This is a genomic window from Bradyrhizobium pachyrhizi (assembly GCF_029714545.1).
Taxonomy (GTDB): Bacteria; Pseudomonadota; Alphaproteobacteria; order Rhizobiales; family Xanthobacteraceae; genus Bradyrhizobium; species Bradyrhizobium pachyrhizi.
This window is the reverse complement of record NZ_CP121667.1, coordinates 346,292-363,353: the sequence shown is the minus strand read 5'-3', so window position 1 is coordinate 363,353 and position 17,062 is coordinate 346,292. Positions and strand designations below refer to the sequence as shown.

Below are 17,062 nucleotides of genomic sequence, written 5' to 3'. Positions count from 1 at the left end.
AAACCACGGCCGGTGGTTATGGGTCCCGGGTCGCGCTTCGCTTGCCCGGGACGACGAGGCGAGAGAGCGCCGCCTCAGTCCTTATCGTTCTCAAGCTGGAAGATCTGCGAGCCTTCGCCGCTCGAGATGAGGCCTGTCTTGTTGTAGAGACCGAGCTTGGCGCGGGTGTCGGCGATGTCGAGGTTGCGCATGGTCAGCTGGCCGATGCGGTCGGCCGGCGTGAAGGCGGCGTCCTCGACCTTCTCCATGCTGAGCCGCTCCGGCGCATAGGTCAGGTTCGGGCTCTCGGTGTTAAGGATCGAGTAGTCGTTGCCGCGGCGCAGCTCGAGCGTCACCTCGCCGGTGACGGCGCGCGCCACCCAGCGCTGCGCGGTCTCGCGCAGCATCAAGGCCTGCGAATCGAACCAGCGGCCCTGGTACAGCAGCCGGCCGAGCCTCATGCCGCTGATGCGGTACTGCTCGATCGTATCCTCATTGTGGATGCCGGTGACGAGACGCTCATAGGCGATGTGCAGCAGCGCCATGCCGGGCGCCTCGTAGATGCCGCGGCTCTTCGCCTCGATGATGCGATTCTCGATCTGGTCGCTCATGCCGAGGCCGTGGCGGCCGCCGATCGCATTGGCTTCGAGGAACAGCGCGACCGGATCCGCAAACGTCTTGCCGTTCAGCGCGACCGGCTGGCCCTCCTCGAACCGCACCACGACCTTCTCGGGCTTGACGTCGCAGTCGGCGCGCCAGAACGGCACGCCCATGATCGGGTTGACGATGGTGATGCCGCTCGCAAGGCTCTCGAGATCCTTGGCCTCATGCGTCGCGCCGAGCAGATTGCTGTCGGTCGAATAGGCCTTCTCCGCGCTCATCTTGTAGGCGAAGCCTTGCGCGGTCATGAACGCCGACATCTCGGCGCGGCCGCCGAGCTCGTCGATGAACTGCTGGTCGAGCCAGGGCTTGTAGATGCGCAGGCTCGGGTTGGTCAGCAGGCCGTAGCGATAGAAGCGCTCGATGTCGTTGCCCTTGAAGGTCGAGCCGTCGCCCCAGATGTTGACGCCGTCCTCCTGCATCGCCGCGACCAGCATGGTGCCGGTCACCGCGCGGCCGAGCGGCGTGGTGTTGAAATAGGTGATGCCGCCGGTCGAGATGTGGAACGCGCCGGACTGGATCGCGGCGATGCCCTCATGGACCAGCTGGGTGCGGCAATCGACCAGGCGGGCCTTCTCGGCGCCGAAATCCATCGCCTTGCGCGGGATCGCGTCGTAGTCGGCCTCGTCGGGTTGGCCGAGATTGGCGGTGTAGGCGAAGACCTTGGCGCCTTTCAGCTTCATCCAGAGCAGCGCCGCCGACGTGTCGAGCCCGCCCGAGAACGCGATGCCGACTTTTTCGCCGGTGGGCAGGCTTTTCAGAATCGTACTCATAGGACGGTCCAATCGGTCGAAATCAATGATGTTTCTGTTCTGAGCATGATCTTTCGGAAAACCGGCTTCCACTTTTCCGGATCATGCTCTGCGGCGAATATCAAATTTCCGCTGGCGGGGCACGCCTTTAATCAGACCCAAATCAGGCCTCGGGCTGGCTGGACGCCGCCTTGCCGCCCCGGCGCCAGCGCTGCATCCACCGGTAGCCGGGCATCGCAAGGCGCGTCAGCGCGGCATCGACCTGGGCGTCGGTCAGCCGGGTCGCTGCCCAGCGGTAGATCAGCGCGTAGAACAGCCAGACCGTGAAGAACGACACCAGGCCTGCGATCGCCACATCGGTGAAGAAATGGCCGCCAAAGGCCATGCGAAGCCCGCTGGTGACGATGCCGAACACGGTGGCCCCGGCGAAGGCCAGCGGCCGCCAGACAGGCGGCGTCAGCGCCGCCGGCGCATAGGTCCAGAACGCGGTGGCGCCCTCGCCGGAAAAGAACGAGCAGTTGCGCGGGCAACCGCCGCGCGGGTCCCACCACGGCACGAATTGCAGGTCGCCGCCGAACTGCGTCACGAACACCGGCCGCGGCCGGCCCCAATAATTCTTGAAGGTGAGGTTGGTGAGCACGCCGGCCGAGAGCAGCATCGTGGTGAGCAGGAACACCGCGGCGCGGCCGGACATCAGCATCGGCCGGTCCGGGCGGATGAATTTCCAGACGATGGTCACGATCGCCGGCAGCACCAGCGCCCAGGCGATCCACATCGCCGCATCGCGCGCGAACGATGCCACCGCGTCGAGCTTCATCGGAAAGGTCTTCTGCGCGGCATCGTAGAACATGGCCGCGAGCTTCAGGTCGAGCTCGGGATAGATCCCGAACAGGATGCCGACGATGAGCGCCAGCGCCAGCGCGATGAAAAGTCCGGTCCGGTTCATGGCGCGCGGTTTAGCCGAGGCGGATGAGCATGAAAAGTGCGCGGTCATTCTTTACCCTCCCCTGGAGGGGGAGGGTCGGCTCACGTTGAGCGGAGCGAAATGTGAGACGGGGCGGGGTGAGGGTCTCTCCGCCTCTGCACTGCCCGAATTGAGAGATCACCCCACCCCGCTGCGCATTGCGCTCCGCTCCATGCGCAACGACCCTTCCCCTCCAGGGGAGGGTGAGAGCTGTCATCACGGCCGCGGCGATTGCGACGGCAAGGGCGGGGGCGGCGGCAACGGTCGCGACGGCTCGCGCCAGGCGCCGGCGGTGCGGCCGGCGATCAGCCAGTAGACCAGGCCCGCGACGATGCCGGCGCCGGTCATGATCTCCATGTGCCGGCGCACGATGCCGTGGAATTGCATCATATCGGGATCGAACGGAACCAGGCCGAGATAACAGGCCGCGCCGACGATGGCGCCGCCGACGGCGTAGGCCAGCACGCTCCGGATGAAGAACGCCTCGGTGATCAGCACCACGATCAGCGCCGGCAGCAGTGCAAAACCCGAGATGAAGATGAAACCGAAGCCGAGCACGACGTTCACCGCGCTCTGGTCGATCTGCCCGCCGAAATCGCTGATCTCGGGATACAGCACCGCGACGACCACGATGATCCCTGCCACGAAGCAGGCCATCAGGAAGCCGAAGGCGACGACTAACAGGCGGCCGATCAAGGCCATGAGGTCATCCCATCATTGGACAACGTTGACACGAGATCCTCCACCGTCCATGGCCGGGCTTGTCCCGGCCATCCACGTCTTACCTTTGTCTCGGCGAGAGAAGACGTGGATGCCCGGGTCAAGCCCGGGCATGACGACGGAATATGTGGACACGTCTCAATCCGTCATCGCCATCGCGCGTAGCGCCTGGCGCTCGCGGGCGGAGAGCTTTTCGGTCTCCGACTTGAGCTGGCCGCAGGCGGCGAGGATGTCGCGGCCGCGCGGCGTGCGCACCGGCGAGGAATAGCCGGCGTTGAAGATGTATTCGGAGAATTTTTCGATCTGCTCCCAGTCCGAACATTCGTAGGCGGTGCCCGGCCACGGATTGAACGGGATCAGGTTGATCTTCGCAGGAATGCCCTTGAGCAGCTTCACAAGGAGCTTCGCGTCGTCGAGCGAATCGTTGACGCCCTTGAGCATCACATATTCGAAGGTGATGCGCCGCGCGTTGGAGGCGCCGGGATAGTCGCGGCAGGCCTGCAGCAGCTCCTTGATCGGATATTTGCGGTTCAGCGGCACCAGCTCGTTGCGCAGCTCGTCGCGCACCGCATGCAGCGAGATCGCGAGCATCACGCCGATCTCGTCACCGGTGCGCTGGATGTTCGGCACCACGCCAGAGGTCGACAGCGTGATGCGGCGGCGGGAAATGCCGATGCCCTCATTGTCGGCGACGATCAGGAGCGCATCGCGCACCGCGTCGAAATTGTAGAGCGGCTCGCCCATCCCCATCATCACGATGTTGGTGACGCGGCGCGTGCCGTCCTCGCGGTCAGCCCAGTCATTCAGCCGGTCGCGCGCCACCATCACCTGGCCGACGATCTCGCCGGCGGTGAGGTTGCGCACCAGCCGCTGCGTGCCGGTGTGGCAGAACGCGCAGTTCAGCGTGCAGCCGACCTGCGAGGAAACGCACAGCGTGCCGCGGTCGGTCTCGGGGATGTAGACGCACTCGACCTCGTGCGGCCGCTCGACCTTGTCGCCGCTCGGCAACCGCAGCAGCCATTTGCGGGTGCCGTCGTTGGAGATCTGCTCGGCGACCACTTCGGGACGGTCGACGGTAAAATGCTTCTCGAGCTCGGCGCGCATGTCCTTCGAGACGTTGGTCATCTCGGCAAAGCTCTTGGCGCCGCGGAAATACATCCAGTTCCAGAGCTGCTGGGTGCGCATCTTGCGCTGGCCGGCCTGCACCCCGATCTCGCCCAGGCGATCGGCGATCTCGGCGCGCGACAGCCCGATCAGCGACGGCTTGGCCGGCGGCACATAGGTCTCGAGCGGAACCTTCTCGACCAGCGCGCTGGCGCCGGAGACGGCATGGGTGGTCACGGTGTCGGTCATGAAACCTCAAATAGGCCTTCCAGCCTGTGCTGGAAAGCCACCAAATACCTCGATTTCAGGCCTTAAGTCGCTTCTCTAGCGTCGGCAGTCCTGCCCGAGCCGGTCGAGCGCCTGCGCCAGGCCCTTCAGCGAAAAGGTGTCCGTCGTCTCGGTGCCCTTGGCCGAGACGGCTTTTACGGTCAGTTCGGCCGATTTGCGCATGGATTCCACCATCCGCTCCTCTTCGGCCGCATTCTTGATCCAGAGGCCGTCACCCTGCGTGTACATCGCATAGGTCCCGCCGCCGACCTGAAGCGTCGATTCGGAGCCCGGCTTCACCGTGTAGCCGATCATGATCGAGACTTCGTTGACGACCTTCTCCGCCGGACGGGTGGAGATGAAGGCATAGGCCGGATCACGCGGCCGGTTCGCCGGATTGGTCTTCGACGACGACGGCTTGGCGAGCGCAAAGCACACCTTCTTGCCGTTGGGCGATGCCGTGTACGCGCCCCAGGTCCCGAATTGGCCGATCAGCGTCGGCTCGGCGCCGCCGGCCGCAGCCGCGGCCGCCGAAGGCGCCGGCTTGGCTGCTTCCTTGGCCGTATCCTTCTTGGGCGCAGCCTGCGCCGGCGCGAGCGTGATGAACCCGCACAGGATACAAGCAACCAGTGATGTCAGAATCTGCCGCACGGCCAACTGGTTCCCCCATCATTGTGACTGCAAGATGGCCCGGCGATTCCCCTCCGCCGGCTCGGATTGGATAACCGGGAAACGCTTTTTTGGGAAGGCAGTTAGGCCGAAAGACGAACGCCGCTCACCGTCGCGCGCGTAATCGCGACGCGTTATCACCTGGCGCGCGCAGCGCGCTGCTTCTCCCATTGCGCATCGGTCCATTGCAGCAGGTCCTCGGCACCGGAACTGCGCAAGTGCGCGCCGCCATCCTGCACCACCATCTCGCCGTTGATGTAGCCGCCCTGATCCGAGATCAGGAAGGTCGCGAGATTGGCGAGCTCCGCATGCTCGCCGGCGCGGCCGAGCGGATTGCGATGCGCCCAGCTCTCGCCGCGCCCTTCGGGGCGCAACTGTCCGGTCGCACCTGCGGTCGGGAACGCGCCGGGCGCGATCGCGACGGTGCGGATGCCCTTCGGGCCCCACTCCACCGCCAGGCTCTTGGTCATCGCCAGCACCGCGGTCTTGGCCATCGAGGACGGCACCGTGAACGCGCGCCCGGTGATGGTCGAGGTCGACAGGATCGAGAGCACCACGCCCTTGTGCTTGCCGTCGATCCAGCGGCGGCCGGCGGCAAGCGTGCAGTACATCGTGCCATGCAGAGTTGGCGCGAGGATCGCGTCCGCCGCACGGAATGACAAATGTTCGCTCTGCGCAATAAAGGTTGCGGCAGCATTGTTGACGAGAACGTCGATCGGCGCGTCCTGCCAGACCTGATCCATCATCGCTTCGACCGCTGCACCGTCGCGGATATCGCAGCGCGCGATGGAAACCTTGGCGCCAAGCTCGCTGCGGAATTTTGCTGCGGTTTCCTCCAGCAGCCCCTCGCGCCGCCCGCAGATGATCAGTTCGGCGCCGAGTTCAGCAAAGCGGTAGCCCATCGCAGCGCCAAGGCCGGAGCCGCCGCCGGTGATCAGGATGCGCTTTTTCGCTAGCAGGCCTTTTTCAAACATAGTTTGATCCCTCCGCACTGTATTGTCGCTCCGCCGCAAATCCGGCATGAAGCTTTCAGCTCTTTTGCGTCCGAAACTCAGGTGTGTCCATGAAAGCCATCCTCTGCTCGCAATACTGTCAACCCGACGATCTCGTGCTGGCTGATGTGCCCGATCCGGTGGCCGCGCCAGGCGAAGCCGTGATCGCGATCAAGGCGGCGGCGCTGAATTTCTTCGACATCCTGATGATCCAGGGCAAGTACCAGATCAAGCCGCCGTTCCCGTTCTCGCCGGCCGCCGAAGTTGCCGGCATGATCGAAAGCGTCGGCGCCGGCGTCACTGACCTGAAGGTCGGCGATCGCGTCGTCGCTTCCTGCGGCCACAACGGCGCGCGCGACAAGATCGCGCTGCCGGCGAATTCGATCGTGAAGATTCCCGACAATCTCGACTACGACCGCGCCGCCGGCATCATCATCATCTACGGCACCGCGCTGCATGCGCTGGAAGATCGCGCAAGCCCGAAGCCGGGAGAGACGCTCGCGGTGCTCGGGGCCGCCGGTGGCACCGGCCTTGCTGCGTGCGAGCTCGGCAAACTGATGGGCTTGAAGGTGATCGCCTGCGCCTCGTCGGATGAGAAGCTGGCATTCGCCAAGCAACACGGCGCCGAGCTGACGCTGAATTATGCTAAGGAAGATCTGAAGGAAGGCCTGCGCAAGCTGACTGACGGCAAGGGTGCCGACATCGTGTTCGATCCGGTCGGCGGCTCCTACGCCGAGGCTGCGCTGCGCTCGACCGCATGGGAAGGCCGCTTCCTGGTGATCGGCTTTGCCGCCGGCGACATTCCGAAGATCCCGCTCAACCTCGCGCTGCTGAAGGGCTGCGATATCCGCGGCGTATTCTGGGGTGCATGGGCGCGGCAGAATCCGGACAAGAACCGCAAGAACCTCGAGAAGCTCGTGCAGTGGACCGCGGAAGGCAAGATCTCCTCGCATGTCGACCGCACCTTCCCGCTGTCGCAAACCGCGGAAGCCCTGAAGGTGCTCGCCGGCCGCAAGGCGATGGGCAAGGTGATCCTGCACCCGGGAAGCTGAAGAATTCCGCAGCCCGGATGGAGCAAAGCGAACCCGGGTTACGCCTTAACCTCCCCTTGAAAAGGGGAGGTCGCTTTGCTCATCAGAGCAAAGCGGGTGGGGATCGGCTCTCTCCACATACAGCGGCGCCCGCCGCTGACCCCCATCCCGACCTTCCCCCTTTCAGGGGGAAGGGGAAGAGCCTCCATTCACGCCACGCTCATTTCTCTTCCGGCACCCCGCGCTTCAGCGCGGCGCGGGCGGCATCGCGGTGCTCCGGCGTGATGTGGCTCGTCACCATGCGGATAGCGGTTGCGAGCACCGCGGCGTCATCGGTGAAGCCGAGAATCGGCAGCATGTCGGGCACGAAATCGAACGGCAGGATGAAATAGGCGATCGCCCCGAGCAGCGCCGCCTGCACATGGCGGGGCGTCTGCCGGTCAAAGGCGCAGTAATAGGCGGCCAGCAGGTCCTCCGCGAAAGGCAGGCTCGCCACCACCTTCTTGAACTTGATCCAGAAACGGCGGCGCACGCTTTCGGGGTCCTGCGCCAGCCGGTCGGCAGGCCCAAATCCCACGCCGTGTTCGCTCGATGTCATCGCAAGGTTCCTCGACGCCGCGCCAGTTCGGCGGCGGACGAAGCGAATCTGGGGATATCGGCGGACCCGTGCAAGGTTCCACGCGCGGGGTCAACTGACCCCAAGCTGCCTTGCGATCGCGTTCATGGCCTTGGCGAGGTCGATGTCGCGCTTGGTCACCCCGCCGACATCGTGGGTCGACAGCACCACCTCGACCGTCTTGTAGACGTTTTTCCACTCGGGATGATGGTCGCTCTTCTCGGCGACCAGGGCGGCGCGGGCCATGAACCCGAAAGCCTCGTTGAAGTCCTTGAACACGAAAGTCTTGGCGATCGCCTCGCGGCCGGACGTCTCCGACCAGCCGGCCAGTTCCCAAAGGGCGGCCTTCCTCGCCTCCGCTGACAGCCGTTCGACCATGGTAACCCTCCCGTTTAGCGCCGACTTTAGCCTAACAACCGGCCTCCGGGATGGGATCCACGCCCAAATTAAGGCCGAAATCGCGTCCTATCGCCGCTGGTAACCATGACGGAGTTGTAACATCTGTCCATTCAGTAATTTGCTACACATAGAGGATGTATGCGCGTTGGTAGTTTTGCGAGATTGAGCCCCGACGATTGTTTGCGAGATCGATGACAGACGGCTCCGCCAGCATGTCGCCCAAGCCGCTGCGTTCGGCAAAGCGGCGGCTGATGTTCGTTTTGATCGCGGGCGCGCTGGCCATCATCGGCACGTTGCTGGCCGGCTATTATTTCGCCGTGCGTCCGGTGACGCTGCGGATCGCGGTCGGTCCTGCCAACAGCGATGACCTCAAGGTCGTGCAGGCGCTGGCGCAGGCCTTCAACAACCAGCAGAACACCCAGGTCAAGCTGAGGCCGGTGCAGACCGAGGGCGCTACCGCCAGCGCCCAGACGCTGGCCGACGGCAAGGCCGATCTCGCCATCATCCGCGGCGATCTCGAGGTGCCGAAGAATGCCCAGGCGGTCGCGACCCTGCGCAAGAATGTCGTGGTGATGTGGGTTCCGCCCGCCAAGGGCAAGGTTCGGAAATCCGCGCGGATCACCAAGATCGCACAGCTCGCCGGCCGCAAGATCGGCGTCGTCGGCCGCACCCCGGCCAATGTCAATTTGCTGAAGCTGATCCTGACGCAATACGGCGTCGACCCGATGAAGGTCGAGATCGTTCAATTCCCGGCCAATGAGGCGGCGGAAGCGATCAAGAATCTCAAGGCCGACGCCTATCTCGCCGTCGGCCCGGCCAACAGCAAGATCACGATCGATGCGATCACGGCGTCGGTCCGCGACGGCGGCGAGCCCAGCTTCCTTGCGATCGACGCCTCCGAGGCGATCGCGCAGAACCATCCGGCCTATGAGGCCGCGGAAATCCCCGCGGGCTCGCTCGGCTCCGCCGACCGGCCCGACGACGAGGTGAAGACGATCAGCTTCTCGCACCACATCGTTGCGCGGAAGGGCCTGTCGGACTCGACGGTCGCGGCATTCACGCGGCAATTGTTCGCGATCCGGCAGTCGCTCAAGACCGATTTCCCGCTCGCCGCCAAGATCGAGACGCCGGACACCGACAAGGATGCCACCATTCCGGTGCATCCCGGCGCCGCCGCGTTTGTCGACGGCGAGGAGAAAACCTTCCTCGACCGCTACAGCGACTACATCTGGTGGAGCCTGATGGCGTTCTCGGCGATGGGCTCGGCCGGCGCGTGGTTCGCCGGCTATCTCAAGCAGGACGAACGCAACACCAACACCTCGCAGCGCGAACGCCTGCTGGAGATGCTGAAGACCGCACGGCAAAGCGATTCGATCGAGGAACTCGACCAGATGCAGGCGGAGGCCGACGACATCCTGCGCCACACGCTGGACTGCTTCGAGCACGGCGCCATCGAGGAAGGCACGCTGACCGCGTTCAACATCGCGCTCGAGCAGCTTCATAACGCCGTCGCCGACCGCAAGGCGCTGCTGTTCAGCATGCCGCAGAATTTGCAACGGGCTGCGACGCAGTTCCGGGCGGCGGGCACGGCGTAGACGGCGCCCCCATTCTCTATCCGCAAACTCCCCTTGCCGCTCCCGCTTGCGGGGGAGGGAGCCTGAGAGGCGTGCACACCTTACGATCTGGGCAGTTGCCCAGTCTCCCGCTCCCGCGCTTCCCTGTAATCTCTCCGTCATGGAATTTTTCTAGGTCTTGGCGCGCCTGCGGCGCATTGTCGCTGTGACCTGAGGAGGCTCCCCATGACGATCCGGTTCTCGCTCACCCGCCGACGCTTTCTCTCCACGGCGGCTGCGGCCGGCGCCGGCGTGATCGCGATGCCCTATCTGTCGCGCGCCGCCGACCGCCCCGTGATCACCCATGGCGTGCAGTCCGGCGATGTCAGCGTCGACGGCGGCGTGGTGTGGGCGCGTGCGGACCGGCCGTCGCAGATGATGGTCGAGGTCGCGACCACCGAGTCCTTCAAGGACGCCCATACGCTGCCGCCGGTCACGGCGCTGCCCGAGAGCGACTTCACCGCCAAGATGCTGCTGGAGAACCTGCCCTCCGGCCAGGACATCTTCTATCGCGTCCGCTTCCGCGACCTCGCCCATATCGACATCGTCGGCGAGCCGGTGGTCGGACGCTTCCGCACCGCGCCGAGCGATCGCCGCGACGTCTCCTTCGTGTGGGGCGGCGATGTCGCCGGCCAGGGCTGGGGCATCAATCCCGACGACGGTGGCATGATCACCTTCGCCGCGATGAAGAAGCACGCTCCGGATTTCCTTCTGCACTCCGGCGACACGATCTACGCCGACGGCGTGATCCCCTCCGAGGTGAAGCTTCCCGACGGCAAGATCTGGAAGAACGTTACGATACCCGAGAAGGCCAAGGTCGCCGAGACGCTCGACGAATACCGGGCCGCCCACAAGTATAACTTCCTCGACAACAACGTCCGCGCCTTCAATGCCGAGGTGCCGATCTTCGTGCAGTGGGACGATCACGAGGTGACCAACAACTGGTCGCTGTCGAAACAGCTGCCGGCGGCCTACAAGGAGCGCGACATCACCGTGCTCGCGGCGCGCGCGGCAAAGGCCTTCCACGAGATGTATCCGATGCGCGAGAGCATCGTCGAGCCGGGCCGCGTCTATCGCACGCTGAGCTACGGTCCGCATCTCGACGTCTTCATGCTCGACGAGCGCAGCTATCGCGGCTCCAACGGCCCGAACCTGCAGGAGCAATACGGCCCCGACGCCTATTTCATCGGCCCGGACCAGATGGCCTGGCTCAAGCGCGCGCTGCTCAACTCGCGCGCCACCTGGAAGGTGATCGCCTCCGACATGCCGCTCTCGCTGATCGTCTATGACGATGCGGCCAACAAGAAGGGCTCGGAAGCCTTTGCGCAGGGCGATGGCCCGGCGCGCGGCCGCGAGCTCGAGATCGCCGATATCCTGCGCTTCATCAAGACCGCGGGAATCGTCAACACGGTGTGGCTGACCGCCGACGTGCATTACGCCGCCGCGCACTACTACAACCCGAACAAGGCCCAGTTCCAGGAGTTCGATCCGTTCTGGGAATTCGTCTCCGGCCCGCTGCATGCCGGCACGTTCGGTCCGAACGAGCTCGACAACACCTTCGGCCCCGAGGTGAAGTTCATCAAGGCGCCGGGCGAAGGCAACCAGAACCTGCCGCCGTCGGCGGGCATGCAGTTCTTCGGCCACGTCAAGATCGACGGCAAGAGCGGGCAGATGATGGTGAGCCTACGCGACCGCGTCGACGCCGAGCTGTGGGCGATCACGCTCGACCCGAAGCCGGTCTAGTTCGGTCACAGCCACGGCGGAACCGGACTCTTTGTCTTGACGGCCTTGCCTCCAAGGCGAGGCAACGCGATTGCCGGGGATGGACCTTCCCGGCCTCTTCCGGTACCGATGTCAGAGCCGTTATGCTGGGGGCCCGGAGGGGCGGAGCATGAGGCGCTGCGAATTCTTTCGCGTGCTCGGTGGTATCGTCGCGAGGTTTCGGCCTCGCCGCTTTTTGGTCGTCGCGATCGCAGTGTTCGCGCTGCTGCCGATCGAAGCCAGCGATGCCGGCTGGCTGCCCGATCTCTTCAGGAGCTCACCCAAGCATGCCAAGTCGCCGAAGCGCGCGAAGGCGACAAGGGTTGGCAAATTGGCAAGGCACCGCGCTCCGCCCAGGCACCGCGCCATGCGGCTGGCCGCCCTTGGGCCAGTCACCCTGCCGCTTTCAGCTCTCAAGCCGGCCGCTGCCAAATGCGATCCCGCGACGTTCCGGATCGTGCTGGATGTCGGACATACCGCGCAATCGGAAGGCGCGATCAGCGCGCGGAATGTTGCCGAGTTCACCTTCAACCTGCGCCTTGCGAAGCTGATCGAGGAGAGGTTGAAAGCCGAAGGCTTTGCCGAAACCAGGCTGCTGCTGACCGAAGGCAAAGCGAGACCGAGCCTCTTCAAGCGGGTCGCCGCCGCCAACAATCTGCACGCGGATCTGCTGATGTCGATCCACCATGACTCCGTGCCCAACAAGATGCTCGAGGACTGGGAGTTCGAGGGCAAGAAAAGCCACTTCAGCGACCGCTTCAGCGGCTACTCCGTGTTCGTCTCCCGGGACAATCCGGACTTCAAGACCAGCCTCCGGTTCGCCGAACTGGTCGCCGGGGAACTGAAGGCCCAGGGCCTGCATTATGCCGAGCAATACAGCCAGGCTATCATGGGTCGTTACCAGCACCCGTTGCTGAACAAGGATACCGGCGTCTACAGCAATGATGAACTCATCGTGCTGAGAAAGACCGCGATGCCCGCGATCCTGCTGGAGGCGGGCTCGATCATCAACCGGGACGAGGAACGCGAGATGAACTCGCCCGAGCGCCAAAACCTCATCAGCAGCAGCGTCGCTTCCGCCGTGAAGGAATTCTGCGAGCCGCGATGGGCGCTGCTCGGTCCACCCTGACGGCCGAGCGATCAACTCCTCCTCAGCCCGGCTTGCCCGACTTGATCTGCTTGAACTTGGCAAGCGCCTGCTCGAACTTGGCGTTGAACAGCCACATCGCATCGAGGATCTCGCGGAAGGTCGCGGATGTTCTTGCCCGGTCGGCCCGACCGAACGCGAAGACGCTGTTGTTGCGCAGATATCGCATGATCCTGGGATCGGAAATTCCGTAGCCGACGAGGTTGCCCGATTTGAGCGCTGCCCTGGTCGGCGTGGGAATGATCTGGATCAGCTCAAAGACCTTCATCTGATCGATCGGGTCCGGCAGCGCTTTCTGGATCGCCGCGACCTGCGGGAAAAGTTCGGCGTGCGCGTTCATGAGGCCGTCCCGCACGGCGGTCCAGTGATTGAACCTGTGGTCGAGGTTGCCGACCCGTGCCTCTTCCCGGTCGTCGCGACGGCTCAGCGCAGGATCGAGCGTCGCGATCGACCCCTTGATGGCGGCCCACTTCCTTCGGCCGTCGCGATCCTCGGACGGGCCGGTCTGCAGGCTTCCTTTATAGGTGTTCGATCGTGCATTGCCCGCATTCTGCTTGCCGTTCGTTTCGGCAAAGAAGAGGCCGAGGCTGATACGGCCCGCGACCGCGGCGTCGGCGGCGTCAAGACCCTTGGCCCGCGCGATCACCGTCGCCAGATCGACCACGTCCTTGAATGGCGTATCGGATGTTTGCGCACCGGCGGGCGGCGCCTCCATGACGTCGAAGAGCTTCCTGTAGTCATCGAGCAGCGGCTCATTGTCGGCGTTGAAGTAGGCCGGGGGGATTCCGAACCTGTTGGGTCTTCCAATCCTGGACGGAAGCGCATCGGTGAGGTCCTTGTAGGCGCTCATCATCTCGACACGGGCCAGATAGATCGCCTGGCCCGGCAAGTCGGGCAGCGGCTGCTTCGAATCGATCTGCGCGCGGCGCTGGCGCAGGATGGCCTCGAAATTCCGCAGGGCATTGTCGTAGGTTTCGCGGGCAGCCGACTGCGCGCTCGTCAGCGCGGCCGGCTCGGCGATCGCCGGCGACACGAAACCGGCGATCGGATGCATTGCACCCGGCGCGAGGAACAGCCCAAGAGAGAGCACTGCTGCGGGCACAGCAGCAGATGTCCTGTTCGCCATGACGGCTTCCCGATTCGTCACCGAATCCGACGCACCGGATCGTAGACGACGAACGCGGCGGCGGCGAGGGCCGAAGCCCCGCAATCCGTCACTGTCGCCTTCGCAGCGCCGCCTCCAGCGCCTCGCTCGAGCACGGCTTGGTCAGCCGCGGCTTGTCGGCGAGCGATGCCGGCAGCCGGATGTCCGCACCATAACCCGTGACGAACGCGAACGGCACCTTGAGCGCATCCAGCCGCTCGGCGATCGCGAAGGTCTTCTCGCCCCTGACGAGGCCGACGTCGAGCAGCGCGAAATCCGGCGCGCGTTCGGCGATCAGCTCGAGCGCGCGGGCGACGTTCGCAGCGGTGCGCACCGTGCGGGCGCCGAAGCCGAGGATGGTGTCCTCGAAATAGAGCGAGATGATCGGATCGTCCTCGACCACGAGGACATCGCCGGGCATGCCGGCATTGGGGGCGAAGTCCATGGGCGTGCCAGTTTCCGTTTGCTAGAGCTTCTTGTCTTGACGCGTTTTCTTCACGCGAACCGATGTCCACTTCGCTCGAAAACGCTCCAAGGCATGGATGAGAGACCGGATCGCTCCGGCCGAATGGCCCGCGACCGGCGCCTGAGAGCACGCCGGCTGTTCCCGAGGTGAAACCATCACATCGCGGGCCGCGCCGTCTGTTCACTAGTGAACATAAATCCGGGAACCTTTCGATTATTGTCGGGTTGGGTTTTCAGGAATTTCCCATGATCGCGAAACGGACCGAGTTGGCCGGGACGAGTGACCGGCCGTTCAACAATCTTTTGCGCCGGCTGAACGACGCCGATTACCAGTTGATCGCACCGCATCTGGGGCTGATCGACACGCAGGCCAATGACCTGCTCTACAGCCCCGGCGATGATGTTCAGACCGTGCATTTCCCGTGTGGGCCGAGCCTCGTCTCGTACATGGTGCCCAATGAGGACGGCCGCGATGTCGAGACCATCCTGGTCGGTCGCGAGGGCGCGGTCGGCGGCATCGTCAGCCAGGGCTTCCTGCCGGCCTATACCCGCATCACCGTCAAGTTCGGCGGCCCGTTCGCGCGGCTGCCGATCAGCAAGCTCGACGCCGCCAAGCTGAAGTCGATCTCCGTGCGCAACATCTTCGCGCGCTATGCCGATTGCATGCTGGCGCAGATTTTCCAGTCGACCGCCTGCAACGCGATCCATTCGATCGAGCAGCGCGCGGCGAAATGGATCATCTCGGCGATGGAGCGCACCAATGGCAACGGCATGGTGCCGCTTACCCATGAACAGCTCTCGACTTTGCTCGGCGTCGGCCGCAGCTACACCAGCCGCGTGATCCAGAACTTCAAGGCGGAAGGCGTGCTGGAAACGCGCCGCGGCGCGATCGTGATCCGCGACGCGGACAAGCTGCGGCAGCGCTCCTGCCTGTGCAACGACGCCGTCAAGGATCATTTCGAGGAAGTGCTGCGCGGCGTGTATCCAAGCGAGGACAACCCGGCGAACTAGGGTGTGTACTTATAATTCATCGCATCCGCCATGCTTCCGGAAGCCCGCTAAACCCGACATCGCCGTAGGGGTCGTCCTATCGCCCCAAGCCCGCGCGCTTAATGAGCGCTTAACGCTTTTGCGCAACAGATAGGATCACCAGCGCGGAATTAGTCCTAGTTATGAGTGCGAGCCGAGCTCCCGAGGAGGGGAATCGGATGGGACTGCTTTTTGTCGGAGCGCTGGCAGGAATCCTGGTCGGCTTTGGCTGGTTCGCGCCTTCCCGAGGGTATTTCCTTGGGTGTGGGTCAAGACCCTGTTTCGACAAGGTTGCAGTCGCCCGACCCACAGAGCCAATGCCGGCGGCGTTAGCGCCAGCGCCTGCGATCGTGAAATCGAATTCTGCAACCCCGGCAAAATCCGGCAGGAGACCATCATCGAAGAAACACGGACCGCCCGACCTCGCCAAGGCGGCGTCCCCGCGGACGAGGATCAACGTCCCGACACCCGAACACGCCGCGGGCACAGCAGATCCTGTCCTCACCAAAGCGAAGGTCACGATTGCAGCGCAGATAGAGGATCCGGGATCGGCCGAATTCAGCGACATGAAGCGCGCCATGCGAAAGAACACGTTCGGACGCGCCGTGGATACGATTTGCGGGCGCGTGAAAGGAAGAACTGCGTCGGGCGGAGAGACTGGAAGGCCGTTTCTGTATCTTGTGAAGGAGGATGAAGCGTATGTCGTCGACGGCAAGTCGGGGTCGGCGGCGTCAACGGCGTATCGAAATATCTGCAAATAGGGGATGCGTCGACCGCGCCACGGCGCGCGTTCAAATGATTTGATCGGAAAGAATTTCCACCGAGGCGCCAGGCTATCCCGCAATGGATGCGATCCTGATGTCGGGGCTGCGCGTGATGATGCATTCAGGATGAATGCCGCAACGGTAAATGCGCAATACGGATCGATGGAACTGTCGCAGAAATTCTTTTCATTCCGAGGAAATCATGGACGACATAACGGACTCCTCAAAACGGCTCAATGGAGCGCTTCACGTACCGGTTCTGGTGATCATCGAGCCGCACCTGTTGCCGCGCACATGTATTCTCAACGTCCTCAGACGGGAATTGGCCGACTTCGAGATCCTCGACATGGCAACGGTCCGAGGCCTGGACTGCATGTCAGCCCGCGACATTCGTCTGGTGCTGCTGAGTATCGCGGACAAGCCCATCGGCGATCCCTCGGTCGAGGACGATCTCGCCTTCGTGGCCGAGTACTGTCCCAATGCTGCCGTCGCAATCCTGTCAAACCATGACGACGAGCCGACCGCACAAGCCGCGATGCAGCGGGGTGTTCGCGGCTTTCTTCCCACCTCGCTACCAATCGAGGTCGTCATAGCCGGCCTGCGCCTTGTTCTTGTCGGCGGCGTCTACAGGCCGTTGCCGGTCGCCGAAATGAACAGGATGCCGGGTTTCGATCCGCCGGACGCGCGCGGGCTTGCGTCCGCATATCTGATGAACGAGGCAGCCAGGGCGGTCATCGACAGGAGCGATCTCACCCCTCGAGAGCAGCACGTTCTGGCGGAATTGGAGCTCGGCCTGCCCAACAAGCTGATCGCAGCCAAATTGAAGCTCTCGGAAAGCACCGTCAAAATGCACATTCAGCATATCATGAGGAAATGTGCCGCTCACAATCGCACGGAAGCGGTCCTCCGCTGGCGCGGCCGGTCGCTCGCGCAGAATCGCGATCACGACCCGGGTGCAGCCCCAATGCCGGAGACCTAGTCACCCT

At 63.9% G+C, this 17,062-nt stretch carries 17 protein-coding genes; 7 read left to right on the top strand and 10 right to left on the bottom strand.

Going from position 1 to position 17,062, the window contains the following annotated elements:
• Positions 1-74 precede the first annotated feature (74 nt).
• The 6 genes from argG to QA639_RS01670 form a co-directional block, all read right to left on the bottom strand.
• A complete protein-coding gene (gene argG, locus QA639_RS01695) occupies positions 75-1,412 on the bottom strand; it encodes an argininosuccinate synthase (RefSeq protein WP_283089045.1) in 1,338 nt (445 codons plus the stop codon).
• A gap of 142 nt (positions 1,413-1,554) precedes the next feature.
• Positions 1,555-2,337 (bottom strand): phosphatase PAP2 family protein, encoded by a 783-nt coding sequence (locus QA639_RS01690; RefSeq protein WP_050383589.1) that lies wholly within the window; start codon positions 2,335-2,337, stop codon positions 1,555-1,557.
• Positions 2,338-2,571: 234 nt separating this feature from the next.
• A complete protein-coding gene (locus QA639_RS01685) occupies positions 2,572-3,057 on the bottom strand; it encodes a hypothetical protein (protein ID WP_157348425.1) in 486 nt (161 codons plus the stop codon).
• A gap of 156 nt (positions 3,058-3,213) precedes the next feature.
• Positions 3,214-4,428 carry a dual-specificity RNA methyltransferase RlmN gene (rlmN, locus tag QA639_RS01680; RefSeq protein ID WP_057021293.1) on the bottom strand — a complete coding sequence of 405 codons (1,215 nt, stop codon included), beginning with the start codon at positions 4,426-4,428 and terminating at the stop codon, positions 3,214-3,216.
• Between the two features lie 75 nt (positions 4,429-4,503).
• Positions 4,504-5,097 carry an invasion associated locus B family protein gene (locus QA639_RS01675; protein WP_050383624.1) on the bottom strand — a complete coding sequence of 198 codons (594 nt, stop codon included), beginning with the start codon at positions 5,095-5,097 and terminating at the stop codon, positions 4,504-4,506.
• Between the two features lie 155 nt (positions 5,098-5,252).
• Entirely contained in the window at positions 5,253-6,089 is an 837-nt protein-coding gene (locus QA639_RS01670; RefSeq protein WP_050383586.1) for an SDR family oxidoreductase, read from the bottom strand.
• An 89-nt stretch (positions 6,090-6,178) separates the two neighbouring features.
• On the opposite strand from QA639_RS01670, the gene QA639_RS01665 reads away from it, so the two are divergent.
• A complete protein-coding gene (locus tag QA639_RS01665) occupies positions 6,179-7,159 on the top strand; it encodes an NADPH:quinone oxidoreductase family protein (protein WP_050383585.1) in 981 nt (326 codons plus the stop codon).
• Between the two features lie 199 nt (positions 7,160-7,358).
• Here the strand turns inward: QA639_RS01665 and QA639_RS01660 are convergent, their stop codons facing one another.
• Together QA639_RS01660 and QA639_RS01655 are read right to left on the bottom strand one after the other, a co-directional pair.
• Positions 7,359-7,736, bottom strand: a complete 378-nt coding sequence (locus tag QA639_RS01660) for a YkvA family protein (RefSeq protein ID WP_028337362.1) — start codon at positions 7,734-7,736, stop codon at positions 7,359-7,361.
• Positions 7,737-7,826: 90 nt separating this feature from the next.
• A complete protein-coding gene (locus QA639_RS01655; protein ID WP_016847224.1) occupies positions 7,827-8,132 on the bottom strand; it encodes a 4a-hydroxytetrahydrobiopterin dehydratase in 306 nt (101 codons plus the stop codon).
• 212 nt (positions 8,133-8,344) lie between these two features.
• Here QA639_RS01655 and QA639_RS01650 point away from each other — a divergent pair, with 212 nt between their 5' ends.
• The 3 genes from QA639_RS01650 (at position 8,345) to QA639_RS01640 (ending at position 12,656) form a co-directional block, all read left to right on the top strand.
• Entirely contained in the window at positions 8,345-9,748 is a 1,404-nt protein-coding gene (locus tag QA639_RS01650; protein ID WP_244978827.1) for a TAXI family TRAP transporter solute-binding subunit, read from the top strand.
• A 204-nt stretch (positions 9,749-9,952) separates the two neighbouring features.
• Positions 9,953-11,509 carry an alkaline phosphatase D family protein gene (locus tag QA639_RS01645; RefSeq protein ID WP_157348424.1) on the top strand — a complete coding sequence of 519 codons (1,557 nt, stop codon included), beginning with the start codon at positions 9,953-9,955 and terminating at the stop codon, positions 11,507-11,509.
• 79 nt (positions 11,510-11,588) lie between these two features.
• Entirely contained in the window at positions 11,589-12,656 is a 1,068-nt protein-coding gene (locus QA639_RS01640; protein ID WP_346283716.1) for an N-acetylmuramoyl-L-alanine amidase family protein, read from the top strand.
• 22 nt (positions 12,657-12,678) lie between these two features.
• Here QA639_RS01640 and QA639_RS01635 read toward each other — a convergent pair whose 3' ends face one another.
• Positions 12,679-13,800 (bottom strand): hypothetical protein, encoded by a 1,122-nt coding sequence (locus tag QA639_RS01635; protein ID WP_157348423.1) that lies wholly within the window; start codon positions 13,798-13,800, stop codon positions 12,679-12,681.
• A gap of 88 nt (positions 13,801-13,888) precedes the next feature.
• Positions 13,889-14,263, bottom strand: coding sequence for a response regulator (locus tag QA639_RS01630; protein WP_050383581.1), 375 nt, complete (start codon positions 14,261-14,263; stop codon positions 13,889-13,891).
• Positions 14,264-14,529: 266 nt separating this feature from the next.
• On the opposite strand from QA639_RS01630, the gene QA639_RS01625 reads away from it, so the two are divergent.
• The 3 genes from QA639_RS01625 to QA639_RS01615 all read left to right on the top strand — a co-directional run bounded on the left by QA639_RS01625 (position 14,530) and on the right by QA639_RS01615 (position 17,055).
• Positions 14,530-15,294, top strand: coding sequence for a Crp/Fnr family transcriptional regulator (locus tag QA639_RS01625; protein ID WP_028337368.1), 765 nt, complete (start codon positions 14,530-14,532; stop codon positions 15,292-15,294).
• 197 nt (positions 15,295-15,491) lie between these two features.
• Positions 15,492-16,073, top strand: a complete 582-nt coding sequence (locus QA639_RS01620; RefSeq protein WP_244978826.1) for a hypothetical protein — start codon at positions 15,492-15,494, stop codon at positions 16,071-16,073.
• A gap of 205 nt (positions 16,074-16,278) precedes the next feature.
• Positions 16,279-17,055, top strand: a complete 777-nt coding sequence (locus QA639_RS01615; RefSeq protein WP_028337369.1) for a response regulator transcription factor — start codon at positions 16,279-16,281, stop codon at positions 17,053-17,055.
• Positions 17,056-17,062: the final 7 nt, after the last annotated feature.

What these genes read in the sequence shown, in the direction of transcription:
- argG (WP_283089045.1), bottom strand. Translation starts at nt 1,412, where the DNA reads ATGAGTACGATTCTGAAAAGCCTGCCCACCGGCGAAAAAGTCGGCATC.
- QA639_RS01690 (WP_050383589.1), bottom strand. Translation starts at nt 2,337, where the DNA reads ATGAACCGGACCGGACTTTTCATCGCGCTGGCGCTGGCGCTCATCGTC.
- QA639_RS01685 (WP_157348425.1), bottom strand. Translation starts at nt 3,057, where the DNA reads ATGGCCTTGATCGGCCGCCTGTTAGTCGTCGCCTTCGGCTTCCTGATG.
- rlmN (WP_057021293.1), bottom strand. Translation starts at nt 4,428, where the DNA reads ATGACCGACACCGTGACCACCCATGCCGTCTCCGGCGCCAGCGCGCTG.
- QA639_RS01670 (WP_050383586.1), bottom strand. Translation starts at nt 6,089, where the DNA reads ATGTTTGAAAAAGGCCTGCTAGCGAAAAAGCGCATCCTGATCACCGGC.
- QA639_RS01665 (WP_050383585.1), top strand. Translation starts at nt 6,179, where the DNA reads ATGAAAGCCATCCTCTGCTCGCAATACTGTCAACCCGACGATCTCGTG.
- QA639_RS01660 (WP_028337362.1), bottom strand. Translation starts at nt 7,736, where the DNA reads ATGACATCGAGCGAACACGGCGTGGGATTTGGGCCTGCCGACCGGCTG.
- QA639_RS01655 (WP_016847224.1), bottom strand. Translation starts at nt 8,132, where the DNA reads ATGGTCGAACGGCTGTCAGCGGAGGCGAGGAAGGCCGCCCTTTGGGAA.
- QA639_RS01650 (WP_244978827.1), top strand. Translation starts at nt 8,345, where the DNA reads ATGACAGACGGCTCCGCCAGCATGTCGCCCAAGCCGCTGCGTTCGGCA.
- QA639_RS01645 (WP_157348424.1), top strand. Translation starts at nt 9,953, where the DNA reads ATGACGATCCGGTTCTCGCTCACCCGCCGACGCTTTCTCTCCACGGCG.
- QA639_RS01640 (WP_346283716.1), top strand. Translation starts at nt 11,589, where the DNA reads ATGGACCTTCCCGGCCTCTTCCGGTACCGATGTCAGAGCCGTTATGCT.
- QA639_RS01635 (WP_157348423.1), bottom strand. Translation starts at nt 13,800, where the DNA reads ATGGCGAACAGGACATCTGCTGCTGTGCCCGCAGCAGTGCTCTCTCTT.
- QA639_RS01630 (WP_050383581.1), bottom strand. Translation starts at nt 14,263, where the DNA reads ATGGACTTCGCCCCCAATGCCGGCATGCCCGGCGATGTCCTCGTGGTC.
- QA639_RS01625 (WP_028337368.1), top strand. Translation starts at nt 14,530, where the DNA reads ATGATCGCGAAACGGACCGAGTTGGCCGGGACGAGTGACCGGCCGTTC.
- QA639_RS01620 (WP_244978826.1), top strand. Translation starts at nt 15,492, where the DNA reads ATGGGACTGCTTTTTGTCGGAGCGCTGGCAGGAATCCTGGTCGGCTTT.
- QA639_RS01615 (WP_028337369.1), top strand. Translation starts at nt 16,279, where the DNA reads ATGGACGACATAACGGACTCCTCAAAACGGCTCAATGGAGCGCTTCAC.